Source organism: uncultured Jannaschia sp. (assembly GCF_947494055.1).
In the GTDB taxonomy this organism is placed as follows: Bacteria; Pseudomonadota; Alphaproteobacteria; order Rhodobacterales; family Rhodobacteraceae; genus Jannaschia.
Genome location: NZ_CANLTR010000011.1, coordinates 51,935 through 64,082, shown reverse-complemented (window position 1 = coordinate 64,082; position 12,148 = coordinate 51,935). Strand labels below are relative to the sequence as shown.

Annotated in this window: 9 protein-coding genes; 5 read left to right on the top strand and 4 right to left on the bottom strand. The window is 68.6% G+C overall.

What is annotated here, in order from left to right; genetic code table 11:
- Positions 1 to 18: 18 nt before the first annotated feature.
- Both Q1A87_RS11720 and Q1A87_RS11715 read right to left on the bottom strand, forming a co-directional pair.
- On the bottom strand, positions 19 to 663 hold the full coding sequence (locus Q1A87_RS11720; protein WP_299651514.1) for a DUF924 family protein: 645 nt from the start codon (positions 661 to 663) through the stop codon (positions 19 to 21).
- Complete coding sequence (locus Q1A87_RS11715) at positions 660 to 1,937, bottom strand: MFS transporter (protein WP_299651511.1); 1,278 nt, start codon at positions 1,935 to 1,937, stop codon at positions 660 to 662. Before Q1A87_RS11715 ends, Q1A87_RS11720 begins: the two co-directional genes overlap by 4 nt.
- A 743-nt stretch (positions 1,938 to 2,680) precedes the next feature.
- On the opposite strand from Q1A87_RS11715, the gene Q1A87_RS11710 reads away from it, so the two are divergent.
- Both Q1A87_RS11710 and Q1A87_RS11705 read left to right on the top strand, forming a co-directional pair.
- Positions 2,681 to 3,055 (top strand): hypothetical protein, encoded by a 375-nt coding sequence (locus Q1A87_RS11710; protein WP_299651509.1) that lies wholly within the window; start codon positions 2,681 to 2,683, stop codon positions 3,053 to 3,055.
- A gap of 884 nt (positions 3,056 to 3,939) precedes the next feature.
- Positions 3,940 to 4,563, top strand: a complete 624-nt coding sequence (locus Q1A87_RS11705) for a glutathione S-transferase N-terminal domain-containing protein (RefSeq protein WP_299651507.1) — start codon at positions 3,940 to 3,942, stop codon at positions 4,561 to 4,563.
- A 98-nt stretch (positions 4,564 to 4,661) separates the two neighbouring features.
- On the opposite strand, the gene queA is transcribed toward Q1A87_RS11705, so the two are convergent.
- Together queA and Q1A87_RS11695 are read right to left on the bottom strand one after the other, a co-directional pair.
- Positions 4,662 to 5,714, bottom strand: coding sequence for a tRNA preQ1(34) S-adenosylmethionine ribosyltransferase-isomerase QueA (gene queA / locus Q1A87_RS11700; protein ID WP_299651505.1), 1,053 nt, complete (start codon positions 5,712 to 5,714; stop codon positions 4,662 to 4,664).
- Positions 5,715 to 5,726: 12 nt separating this feature from the next.
- Entirely contained in the window at positions 5,727 to 9,038 is a 3,312-nt protein-coding gene (locus tag Q1A87_RS11695; RefSeq protein WP_299651503.1) for an AsmA-like C-terminal region-containing protein, read from the bottom strand.
- Positions 9,039 to 9,124: 86 nt separating this feature from the next.
- Here Q1A87_RS11695 and bcp point away from each other — a divergent pair, with 86 nt between their 5' ends.
- The 3 genes from bcp (at position 9,125) to Q1A87_RS11680 (ending at position 11,629) form a co-directional block, all read left to right on the top strand.
- Positions 9,125 to 9,592, top strand: a complete 468-nt coding sequence (bcp, locus tag Q1A87_RS11690) for a thioredoxin-dependent thiol peroxidase (RefSeq protein ID WP_299651501.1) — start codon at positions 9,125 to 9,127, stop codon at positions 9,590 to 9,592.
- A 188-nt stretch (positions 9,593 to 9,780) separates the two neighbouring features.
- Positions 9,781 to 11,109: a M23 family metallopeptidase gene (locus tag Q1A87_RS11685; RefSeq protein WP_299651499.1), complete on the top strand. Its 1,329-nt coding sequence runs from the start codon at positions 9,781 to 9,783 to the stop codon at positions 11,107 to 11,109.
- Positions 11,099 to 11,629 carry a polymer-forming cytoskeletal protein gene (locus Q1A87_RS11680; RefSeq protein WP_299651497.1) on the top strand — a complete coding sequence of 177 codons (531 nt, stop codon included), beginning with the start codon at positions 11,099 to 11,101 and terminating at the stop codon, positions 11,627 to 11,629. The genes Q1A87_RS11685 and Q1A87_RS11680 overlap by 11 nt, the downstream gene beginning before the upstream one ends.
- The last annotated feature ends 519 nt before the right edge of the window (positions 11,630 to 12,148 follow it).

The window sequence follows — 12,148 nt, the reverse complement described above, 5'->3', positions numbered from 1 at the left end:
CAATCGTTCAACGTTGAACTAGCCTTTGCCCGCCCCGGTGGAAAGGCCCGGCCCCGCAGCCCCGTCCGACGCGGCGCGCATGGCGCGCACGACCTCGCCGTAGCTGCCCCCGTCGAGGAACGCCTGCTCGGCCCGGGTGGAGCGCCGGCCGAGCGCGGCGTTGCGGTAGGGGAAGCGCCCGTAATCCCGGATCACCTGCCGGTGCGCCTGCGCGTGGAGCAGGTTGTCCGGCGCGTCCATCCGCCGCGCGAACATCCGGCAGGACCGGTCCTGGTGGGCGAGGCATTCGGAATGCATGAACGGCAGGTAGAAGAACTGCCGCGCCGGCTCGTCCACGGCCAGGTCGTGGCCGGCGTCGATCGCGTGCCGGGCCGCGTCGCGGGCCGGCGCGTCGGTCGCGAAGGCGCGCGCGTCGTCCCGGAACATGTTGCGCGGGAACTGGTCGGTCAGCACGATGTAGGCGAGGCTGCCCCGCGCGTCCCGCCACCACGTCGTCAGCCCGCCGCCGCGCGCGACCGTCCAGGCCGCCTCGAACCGCGACCGGATGGCCGCGTCGAGCGCATCGTCCTGCCTGTACCAGTCCTCCGGCCCGTGATCCTCGAGCCAGAACCGCAGGACGTCCCCAGCCTCGATCTCCGCACCGTCGCTCCCGTCTCGCATCATGCCGCCTTCTCCGTTTCCTCCGGCGTCCCGGTCTCGTCGCCGGCACTCTCCCAGGTCTCGACCGCCGTGCCGATCGTGACCGGCGTGACCGCCATCGGCGAGAGTACGACGTAATTGGCCGACTCGTCGACGACCTCGAGGCCCCGCCGGCGCATCCGCCAGATCGCGTAGCCCGCCAGCGCCGCCATCAGCGCCCCGATGAACAGGAAGAACCCGCCCGGCCCCGCCACCGACATCAGCCAGCCGGTCAGGATCGGTCCCCCGATCGCGCCCACGCCGTTGACGAACAGCAGCCGCGCCGAGGCCGAGGCCATGTCGTCGGCCTCGAGCCGGTCGTTCGTGTAGGCCAGCAGCAGCGCGTAGAGCGGGTTCGCCATGCCGCCGATCAGGAACGCCGCGACCATCAGCCCCGACACGCCGCCATAGCCCGACACGCCCAGCCCGCAGGCGAGCCAGCCGATCACCGCCCCGGCCACCACCATCACCCGCCGGTCGTAGCGGTCCGAGGCCCAGCCGATCGGATATTGCAGCACCAGCCCGCCCGTATACATCGCCGATACGAACAGCGCGATCTGCGCCGAACTGAGCCGGGCCTGCGCCCCGAACACGCCCGCCATGCCGAACATCGCCGAGAACACCGCGCCCATCAGGAAGATGCCGACGAAGCCCAGCGGCGAGACCTGGAAGAGCTTGCGGAACGACATCGGCTTCGCCTTCTCGAAGGGCGGCATCGGCGTCGCCGCCAGAAGGATCGGCGCGAAGGCGAGGCTGACGAGCACGGAGACCACGATGAAGAGGTGGAAGTCCGCCGGGTCGCCCAGCACGAAGATCGCCTGCGCCGCGACGATCCCCACCATCTGCGCGATGATGTAGAGCGACAGCGCCCGGCCCCGCGTCTCGTTCGTGGTCGTGTTGTTGAGCCAGCTCTCCGCGACGATGTAGACCCCGCAGAAGCAGAACCCGAGCAGGAGCCGGAGCGCGGTCCAGGCGGGCGGGTTGGTCAGCACCGGGTAGAGGATCAGCCCCGCGCTCGCCAGCGAGCCCAGCGCCGCGAAGACGCGGACATGGCCGACCCGCCGGATCATGCCCGGCACGAAGTGCGAACCGAGCAGGAAGCCCATGAAATAGGCCGACATCACGACCGAGATCGCGGTGGTCGAGAACCCCTCGATATCGGCCCGCACGCCGAGCAGGGTGCCCTGCATCCCGTTGCCCACCATGAGGAACACGATCCCGAGCAGCAGCGCCCAGGAATTGCGGAAGACGGAGATCATGGGACGGCCTCGGGGAGTGTTCGGATGCCCCGGCGCCTACGCGCGCGCGGTCGATGCGTCCATTCACATTCAGCGTAGAATTGTCGCAAACACGCCGCTGCATGCGGCGCACGATTCGCCTGCTCATACGGAGCGACAGCAGGACGCCATCGTTTCGCCAGGCCGAGGGGCCGGGACGCCGTCGACCGCCCCCGCAGGGCCGATGCCGCCCGTTCCGCTTCACGATGCCGGGGCATAGCCACCCGATGACGCGACGGCCGGGATCCCTCCGACGGGAACCCCGGCGCCCGCGTTTTCCGGCACCGGCCTCCGCATCCGGACCTTCGCCACAGGCTAGGCATTGCGCGACGACGTTCCCGTGCATTGGGCCGACGATCTGCGCAACGCCGATACCTGCCGCGCCGCGAGATCGACCGGACCGAGCAAAGCCGGTCCGGTCCCGCCGGCTGGCGGCAGCCAAATGGTTCTCCTCTCGGGCGAAGGAATATTATGGATAACGGGCGCATGAATCTCGGCGCGGAGCCGAAATTGCCTTCTTCGTCAGAAAGGTTTGCTTCTTGCGGGCCGTGTGGCGCCTACCGGCACCCGAAGCTGCCGTTCAGGCAGCGCGCGGCGAACGGCTGGAAGGAGCACTTGCCGGATTCTAAAAGCGGATGCATAGCTGCTCTGATATTCCCTGGTCTAGGCGAGGCTAGCGTCTCTTTTCAAATTGAATGACGCCGTAACTAATTGAGGTCACAGGCTTGAACAGCGCACACGTAACTACCGCCATTTTCGTCGTACTTTTTTGCAATGCCGCAATAGCTGAAGTGACGCGAGCCGGACCCGCAAACGCAGATTGTTCCGAACTAATGGGTTTAACCTATGACGATGAAGTTGCGAAACAAAGTGTTGTATGGGCGGAAGGCTACTGGACTGCCTTTAACATTGTTCTTGCAGATAGCTGCATGTATCAACGAGATTTAACAGAGTTAGACAGCGATAGAAACGTGGCCTGGAAACTACTAAAAGCCTTCTGCAGTCGCTTTGACCGCTACGATTTACAAGCGGCGGCTTATGGCGTGCTAATGATTCAACCAGTTGCCGTCGTAAGGTCAAAGCCTCAGTGCGAAAAGTAAGATTCTATGGCGTCCCACAATACGGATCAAGATTGACGCCGCCGTATTGGCGATACGTCTTTTTGTAAGAGAAAAGGTTTTTTGGAATGCCTGTAGCGAAAGCAAACGTTCGTGAACGTTTTACGGGAGCCCGGAGAACCTTACAGCTCGGCCACTCATACAGGCCGCGGTAACAGGCGGCTTCGAACCAGTAGCTGTCGGGCGAAGGCGTGCTATGGTCGCCCCCATACCTGACAGAGATAGACATGACACCAATGTCGGAATCGCCGCAAGCTGTCCAACGGAAGGCCTTCGAGGGAGAGAGCCCGGAGCAGAAGGCACTTAGGGCCTTGGCTTGGATGACGGATCAGTATCTGCGGAGCGGCGATGGGTTACTTGACAACCTTGCCATGAGTTCCGGTGAACTCGCCTTGGAAGTATTGGCCGAGCATGGACTCGTGAGGTGGCTGGACGGTGGAGTACGCTTCGCAAACTGGACGGACGAGGGAAGAATGCTTCTGGCCAGATACGAGTAGCGTGCACGGCGAACGCGATGAACTTCTGCTTCGTCCGCTCTGCCGCCGCCCGCGCCAGCCGCAGCGAAAGTCCGTTTCGCCATAAACAGCCTGGTCAGAAGTTACGCTTCCGATCAAAAGGGCAGAACTTTGTGGTGCTGTTCAATGGCGCGCCGCACCGCCTCCCGGCCCAAGGCGTGCCCGAGGCACGACAGCGGGGGCTTTCCCTACTTGCGGTCGGATCGCCCGTTCTACCCCGGGACATCGACCCGCTCCTGTCCGATCCTGCACCAGCCGACGCTCGACCTTCGGCGGCAATGGCCCGGCCCTGAGGGCCGGAACCGCCCGGCATCCTCGCGGATTGGTCCGCCGACCATAGGGAGAACCGAGATGCCGACGCTCTACACCATGCCGGGCACCTGCGCGCTCGCGCCGAACATCGCGGCGGCGTGGATCGACGCTCCCGTCGAGGTGAAGGTGCTGGCCCGCGGCGACCACAAGAAGGACGCCTACCTGTCGATCAACCCCAAGGGGAAGGTTCCCGCGCTGCAGATGGACGACGGCGAGGTGCTGACCGAGGCGGCGGCGATCATGGCCTGGCTCGGCGCGACCTACGGGGGCGAGGGCTACGCGCGCGACACGAAGCTCGGCCGGCAGGAGGCGGAGGCGCTCTCCTGGATGACGACGGAGGTGCACGGCGCCTTCGGTCCGCATTTCGCGCCGGACGCCTATGCCGACAGCGAGGCCGCGCAGAAGGAGGTGCTCGCCAAGACCTACGCCCGGCTCGACGCGCATTTCGCCCGGATGGACGAGATCCTCGCCCGTGCGGGGGAGTGGTATCTGGGCGAGCGCAGCTTCGCGGACGCCTATCTCTACACCGCGGTGCGCTGGCTGGATCTCGTCCCGCTTTCGCTCGACGACTATCCGGCGCTCCGCGCGCATCGCGACCGGATGGAGGCCGATGCGGACGTCCGGATGGCGCTCGCCCGCCAGAAGATGGACCCGCAGACCTGACATCGCCTCCCGTCCGGCGACGGCACGGCCGCGCTCCGGCCGTCCCACGGCTGTGCCACAGGCGTAACACAGCCATAACACGGCCGTAACACGCCGCCTCAGCCCCCCGGCAGCAGCAGCGACGCGTCCCCGTAGCTGAAGAACCGGTAGCGCGCCTCGACCGCATGGGCATAGGCGCGGCGCATCCGCTCCCGCCCCATCAGCGCCGAGACCAGCATCAGAAGCGTGCTTTGCGGCAGGTGGAAGTTCGTTATCAATCCGTTGGTTACACGGAACTCGTAACCCGGGTAGATGAAGATGTCGGTCTCGCCCCGGAACGGCGCGATCCCACCCCCCGCCGCCGCGCTCTCTATCAGGCGCAGCGCGGTCGTCCCGACCGGGATCACCCGCCCGCCCCCCGCACGTGTTTCCCTAATCTCGTCAGCAGCTTGCGCCGTGACCTCCCCCCATTCCGCATGCATCCGGTGGGTCCGCACATCCTCCACCTTGACCGGCAGGAACGTCCCCGCACCCACATGCAGCGTCACCTCCGTGAACGCGACGCCGTGTTCGCGAAGGCTCTCGAGCAGCTCCGCATCGAAATGCAGGCTCGCTGTCGGCGCCGCCACCGCGCCCGCATGCCGCGCCCAGATCGTCTGGTAATCGTCCCGGTCCGCCGCGTCCGGGGGCCGCTTCGCCGCGATGTAGGGTGGCAGCGGCATCTGCCCCGCCGCATCGAGCGCGTCCTGCAAGGCCCTGTCACCGCTGTCGAACGCAAGCGTCACGTCGGTCTCGCGCTTCGTCGCGACGCGGGCCGTGAGGCCGGCGTCGAACGCGATCCGGTCGCCCTCGCGCAGCTTCCGCAGCGGCTTGCCGAGCGCCCGCCAGCGTCCGTCGGGACGCGCCTCGGTCAGCGTGAACTCCACCTTCGCCCGCCCCGATCCGTCCGACGTCTCCCGCACCCGCTCGCCATGAAGTCTGGCCGGGATCACCTTGGTATCGTTGAGGATCAGGCGGTCCCCGGGCCGCAACCAGCGCGTCAGGTCCCGCACATGCGCATCCGTAAACCGCTCGCCCTCGGCCACCAGCATCCGCGCCGCCGAGCGCGGCCGGACGGGACGGGTCGCGATCAGGTCCTCGGGGAGGTCGAAGTCGAAGTCGCTCAGTTTCATGCCAGCCCCCTATCAGGAGGGCGGCGGCTTGCGGAAGATGTCGCGGAACGCCCCGGGCGTGAGGATCGAGAGCGGGTTGACCGCGACGTCCGGGTCTCCCGCCGGCCCGGTCAGGCGGTAGGTGAAGCCGAACAGCCCCTCGTCACGCTGCCCGAACAGCGCGCCGAACAGGCCGTTCACCAGATAGATTGGCGAGATGACGCCCTGCATGTCCATCCGCTTCGTCCCGAGGTCGTAGGCGCCGTCCGCCGTGATCGACATGCTGGGCCCCACCGCGCTCGCCCGCCGCACGAGGATGTCGTCGGGGCGGAGCGTGAAGTCGGTCTCCACCGTCTCGAAATAAAGTCCCTCGCCCGTCAGCTGCTCGAGGATGCCCACGACCGACAATGTCTGCAGGAGCGAGGCGAGCGCCGGGGCGTTGCGGACACGCAGACGGTCCATCCGCACACGCCCGGCATATTCGCCCGTCCGTGGCGTCGGCCGGAGCGTCATGGTGATGGTGCCGCCGCGCGCGTCCTCGAACAGGCCGGCGGAACGCAGGACGCCGCCGGCATCGTTGCCCGAGACCTGCACGGCCGACCCGCCCGCATCCGGCGCGATCCGGCCCGCGACCGGCGCGCCGCCGTTGATGCGGCCGGTGAAACTGCCGTTCCCGTCCTGGAGCGAGGCGCGCAGATCGGTCAGCGCGATCCCCTCCGAGATCGTCAGCCGCGACAGCGCGATGTCGAGCGGCCCGCCTTCGCCCGACCCGCCATCGGCGCTGAGCAGCGCCTGCCGCAGATCCGCCGTGCCGCCGGTGATCGCGATGGCGGGCGCCGCACGCGCGCCGCGCCCGGCCAGCGTTACCGGCCCCCGGAACCAGCCGGTATCCACCCGGTCGAAACGGGCGCGGTCGAGGCTTCCGTCCGCCCGCAGCGTGACCCGTCCCGTCGCGTCGAGGCCCGGCGCGTCGAGGCGCATCGACGTCACCTCCGGCACCGTCCCCAGCGTCGCCGCGAGCGCGAAGGTCGCGGCCTGTCCCCGCGACTTGCGCCAGCCGATCGTCGGCAGCGCGGCCGACAGGCCGGTCAGATCGCTCTCCGCGCGGATTTCCGGCACGCCGCCTTGCGGTAGGGTCACGTCGAGCCGCGCCTCGGTTGCGCCGCCGAGTTCGAGGGCCGCGATCGAGATGCCCAACCGGTCGAGACCCGCCGGATCGACTTGCGCCACGCCGGTGACGCGGCCGGGCTCGGGCAGCGGGCGCGGCTCGGCGTCCGCCTCGGAGACCGAGGTGGCGGGCGGCGGCAGGGCCTGGCGCCAGCGGCCGGTGAAGGGCACGCCCTCGAAGGTCGCGTCGCCCGCGATCTCGGCCCGTTCCGCGTTCACCGACAGCAGCAGACGATCCGCCTCGATCGCACGGTCGGGCACCAGCGCGCGGCTTTCCACCCCGGTCAGCACTGCGGAGACGTCGTAGAAGATGTCGGCCGGTGCGTTCCCCGGACGCAGCGGCAGGCGGACCGAGACCTCCGCCTCGGCCTGCCCGTTCGCGAGGTCCGGTCCCTTGCCCAGACGTTCGAGCAGCCGGAAGGGCGGATTGTCGAGCACGGTCAGCAGGTCGCCGATCTCGCCTGCGGCCCGCAACTCCAGTTCCCCCTGCGGCGGACGGGCGCGGGTATCGTCGATGACGAAGGTCGTCCCCGCGACGTCGATGCGACCCGTCGCGGGATCGCGCACGCTCCGCGGGCCGAGCGCGGGGATCGCGCCTTCGTCCAAACGAAGGGTCAGACGGTCGCCGTCGAGCTGCGCCGCGCCCGACGCCGCCTCGGCCAACGGCATGTCGTGCATGTAACGGAAGCGCGCGCCCTCGACGCCGAAGCTCGCCGCGACCTCCGGCGGCTGACCGGGTTCGAGCCGAAGAAGGCCCTCCGCGCGCGTTGCCGTGCCGTCGAGCATGTTGGTCGTGAACCAGTCGCGCGAGCCGGCCATCAGGTCGCGCGGCCAGAGCGCCGCGAGATCGCCCACCGCCATGCGCGGCACCGAGAGCGCGAGGCTCCCGGCGATCCCGTCGGGCGGAAAGGTCAGCCGCCCCGAAGCCCGCGCGGTGCCGGACGGCCCGGAGACGACCGCCTGACCAAGATGGATCGAGAGTGGGCGCTGCGCGATCCGGGCCTCCAGCGCGCCGTTCGCGAAGGCCACGCGCCGGTCGAACAGGCCCTCGGGGTCGAGCACGGTTTCACCCAGACGCAACTGAACCTGCACCGGCCCGGTCAGCCCATCCTCGAGCAGGATCTGGCCCGACGCCGCGAGCGACATCTCGTCGGACGTGCCGGCGATCTCCGACAGCCCGATCCGCCCCGAACCGGGCTGCCAGTCGAAGGCGAGCACTGCCCGGTCGAGCGCCAGACGCGGCCGGTCCGTCGCCGAGACGCCGGTGACCTCCAACCGACCCCCGAGCGGCCCCGGCTCGCCGTCCGCGGCGACGCGCATCCCGGCGGTCGCGCCGACGTCGCCCCGGACCAACGTCAGCGCCGGCACGCCCGGCAGCGCCTCGGCCAGCCCGCCGAGCGACAGGCCGGTGAGCGAGATGCGCGCGGCCGCACCGCCACCGGGGGCGTCGGGGTCGCGGTCCAGCGCGGCGGTCAGCCGCGCGACCTGACCGCCGAGCCGCAGGGCCGAGGCGAGCGAAAGCCGCACCGCATCCCCGTCGCGGCGCCATTCGAGGCGGCCGTCCTCGACATTCTGCGCGAGCCCGGTCACCTCGTCCGAGAACCGCACGCGGACGTCCTCCACGTCGACATCCGTCAGCCCGGCCAGCATCGGCGTGGCGAGCGCCGCATCCAGCGTCTCCAGCGCCTCGGACCAACTGCCGGGCAGATCGCCGCCACCCTGTCCGAACGCGAGCGAGAACCGCCCCTCCGCGTCGCGCGACACGTCGAGCGTCAGACCCTCGACCGTGAGCTGTCGCGGCCGCACCTGGCCACGCAGAAGCGCCGCGCCATCCAGCGCGACCCGCGCGTCGGGCAGCGACACGATCGGACGGCCTTGCTCCGAAAGCGTGGCGTCGACCACACGCAGGCGCAGCGCCTGGACGTCGAGATCGTAGGCGAGCCCGACCTGGCCCAGCGTCAGCTGGCGGGCGACCAGATCCCGCCCGATCCGGTCCTCGACCCGGGCGACGATCCAGTGCGGCAAGGCGATCGGCTCCCGCGTCAGCCTGATGCCCGTGCCGATCAGAAGCCCGAGGACGACGAGGAGGAGATAGAGACAGGACCGCAGCGCGAACCCGCCACCACGGCGTCGCCGGCCCGCCCGGGCGGTCGTCTTCTCCGATGCGTCGTCTGGCAAGGCGGTCTCCGGCGCTTGCCTGCCATCTTGACCCGTCACCCGCCGGGTTCCAAGTCCGACGGAGACAAGCCTCACGGAGTCGCGACATGACGCAGGACATCATCCCGGGCACCCCGGCCCCGGACTTCACGCTGCCCCGGAGCGGGGGCGGCACAGTTGCCCTGTCGGAACTGCGCGGCCGGTCGGTCGTGCTGTACTTCTACCCGAAGGCCGACACGCCCGGCTGCACGAAGCAGGGAATCGCCTTCTCCGAAGCATCGTCCGAATTCGAGGCGGCGGACGCGGTCGTCGTCGGCGTCTCGAAGGACCCGGTCGAGAAGCACGACAGGTTCGCCGCCAAGCACGGCCTCTCGATCATCCTCGCCTCCGACGCCGACGGATCGACCTGCGAAGATTACGGCGTCTGGGGCGAAAAGAGCATGTACGGCAAGACCTTCATGGGAATCGAGCGCTCGACGTTCCTGATCGACGCGGAGGGCGTGATCCGCGAAGTCTGGCGCAAGGTGAAGGTGCCGGGTCACGTCGACGCGGTGCTGGCCGCCGTTCGCGCCTGACCCCCCGGCCCCGCCCGGTGGGCGAGATCCCGCCAGCCTTCGCCTCGCCGACAGGCGATTCGTTGCGCCCGTGTTTCCAGTTCCCTAACGATCTCCCAAAATCTTGAGCCCTTGTGACACGGGGGCCACGGGGCAACGAGATCGCGACGTCGAAAACGACGCGCGGCGACAGTTTACGGGGGACGCGCGTGAAGCAACGCCTGTCGGACAGAATCAACGCCAAGCTCGAACGGTACCTGCCGGAGCAGCGGCTCTTCCTGAAATCCGAGCAGGGCACACGCTTCGTCCGCATGCGGCCGATGACCCAGGCCGGGATGCTGCTCGGCGGCGCGGTCGTCGTCGGGTGGACCGCGGTGGCCACGTCCTTCTTCGTGATCGGGTCGATCACCTCCGTCTCCGCCCGCGACGAGACCGCCCGGGCGCAGACCGCCTACGAATCCCGCCTCGCCGCCCTCTCGACCGAACGCGACACCCGTGCCGCCGAGGCCGAACAGGCGCTGGAGCGCTTCTACGCCGCGCTCGACGAAGTCTCGAAGATGCAGGGCACGGTTCTCGCCTCCGAGCAGAGGGTGCGCGAGCTCGAGACCGGGATCGAGGTCATCCAGAAGACGCTGCACCGCACCGTCGCGGAGCGGAACGACGCACGGGAGACGGTGGAGACCCTGCAGGCCCGCTTGGAGGATGCGCCGGAGGCGGCCGCCCTCGCCGAGCGTCTGGCCGCCGACAGCACCGCCACCACCGCCGCCCTCGCCGAAGCGCTCGACGCCGTGTCGCTGGCCCGCGACGAGGCTCTGGTCGTGGCGAACGGCGCCGAGGCCGAGTTCGAGCGGATGCAGGATCAGGCCGATCTTCTCGCGGACCGCAACGACCGTATCTTCTCGCGCCTCGAATCCGCCCTCGAGACGTCGATGGAGCCGCTCGAGCAGGTCTTCGACAAGGCCGGCATCTCGTCGGACGCCATCCTCGATTCCGTCCGCGCCGGCTATACCGGTCAGGGCGGGCCGCTCGAGCCGGTGGTGCTGTCGACCCGCGGCGGGCCGGTCCTGCCCGATACGGATACGGCGCGCGCCAACCGCATCCTCGACAAGCTCGAGGATATCGACCTCTACCGGCTGGCCGCCGAAAGCCTGCCGCTCGCGAACCCGCTCAAGGACACGTACCGCCAGACCTCGGGCTTCGGGCCCCGCTGGGGCCGCATGCATTCCGGGCTCGACTTCGCCGCCCCCAAGGGCACGGCGATCCACGCCACGGCCGAGGGCACCGTCACTCATGCCGGCTGGATGTCGGGCTACGGCAAGATGGTCGAGATCCGGCATCCTCTCGGCTTCAGCACCCGCTATGCCCACCTGAACTCGATCGACGTGAAGGTCGGCCAAAGGGTCTCGCGCGAAGACACCATCGGTGGTATGGGAACGACCGGACGCTCGACCGGCGTGCATCTGCACTACGAGGTTCGCAGGAACGGTCAGGCCCTGAACCCGGAAACCTTTCTCAACGCAGGTCAGGATGTTTTCTAAATCCAAGCTGAACCAGCAGCCCGGCGGCGACGCCGACAAGTCCCCGAAGCCGCAGCAAGGCGGGGGAGAGGCTGCCTCCGACGCGCCGGGCAAGCCGGCGGGGATGGAGCTCGGCGCCGGCCGCGCCGCGATGAAGCCGAAGGTGGCGCCGTCGACCCTGTCCTCCGACCTAGTCATCAAGGGCGACATCAAGACGTCCGGAGACATCCAGGTCGACGGTGAGGTCGAGGGCAACGTCTCCGCGCATCTCCTCACGGTGGGAGAGAACGCTGTAGTCCGGGGCGAGGTGATCGCGGATGACATCGTGGTCAACGGCCGCGTCATCGGCCGGGTCCGGGGTCTGAAGGTCCGGCTGACCTCCACTGCGCGGGTCGAGGGCGACATCATCCACAAGACGATCGCCATCGAGTCGGGCGCCCATTTCGAGGGCGCGGTCCAGCGCCAGGACGATCCGCTCGGGGGCGCGTCCAAGTCGGCTCCCCAGCCGAAGCGGCCGGAACCATCGGCGGCGCAAGGCTGACCCGGTCGCACGTTCGGACCCGTTCCACGCAAAGCCGCCTTCGGGCGGCTTTTTCGTGTCGGATTGGCGAAGACCCCTCGTCGCCTCGGCCTGACCCCCCGGTCACGTGATTTCGAAGTCGCGAAGCGGGTTGGAGATCGTGCACGCAACCCGAAGTTTCGACGGAACGCCCGACTGTCCGAATTGATCGGAGGCGGCTCGGGCGATCTCGCCCTGACCCGGAGACCGACGGCGGCTGCGGCAGCGGCGAGACGACGACTTGAACCGTCGGAGCCTCAAGCTTCAGTCCGGGCAACACCGACGGTTACTCTTGCATATCGATCCTCTTGCCGTGCGGATAGACAATATCGCACGAATAGATCAGCGGCTCGATCCACGGCCCATCATCGTTTGGGAAGTCTCGGACCCGACCGGTTCAGAGAACCTGACAGGCAATCTCCCCGGCGTGGCTGGCGTATCGGGAAACGTCAGCCCTCCGCATGTCCGTCCGTGTAGCATGCTCTCGCTATTCGCGAGGAT

What these genes read in the sequence shown, in the direction of transcription:
- Q1A87_RS11680 (WP_299651497.1), top strand. Translation starts at nt 11,099, where the DNA reads ATGTTTTCTAAATCCAAGCTGAACCAGCAGCCCGGCGGCGACGCCGAC.
- Q1A87_RS11705 (WP_299651507.1), top strand. Translation starts at nt 3,940, where the DNA reads ATGCCGACGCTCTACACCATGCCGGGCACCTGCGCGCTCGCGCCGAAC.
- Q1A87_RS11715 (WP_299651511.1), bottom strand. Translation starts at nt 1,937, where the DNA reads ATGATCTCCGTCTTCCGCAATTCCTGGGCGCTGCTGCTCGGGATCGTG.
- bcp (WP_299651501.1), top strand. Translation starts at nt 9,125, where the DNA reads ATGACGCAGGACATCATCCCGGGCACCCCGGCCCCGGACTTCACGCTG.
- Q1A87_RS11720 (WP_299651514.1), bottom strand. Translation starts at nt 663, where the DNA reads ATGATGCGAGACGGGAGCGACGGTGCGGAGATCGAGGCTGGGGACGTC.
- queA (WP_299651505.1), bottom strand. Translation starts at nt 5,714, where the DNA reads ATGAAACTGAGCGACTTCGACTTCGACCTCCCCGAGGACCTGATCGCG.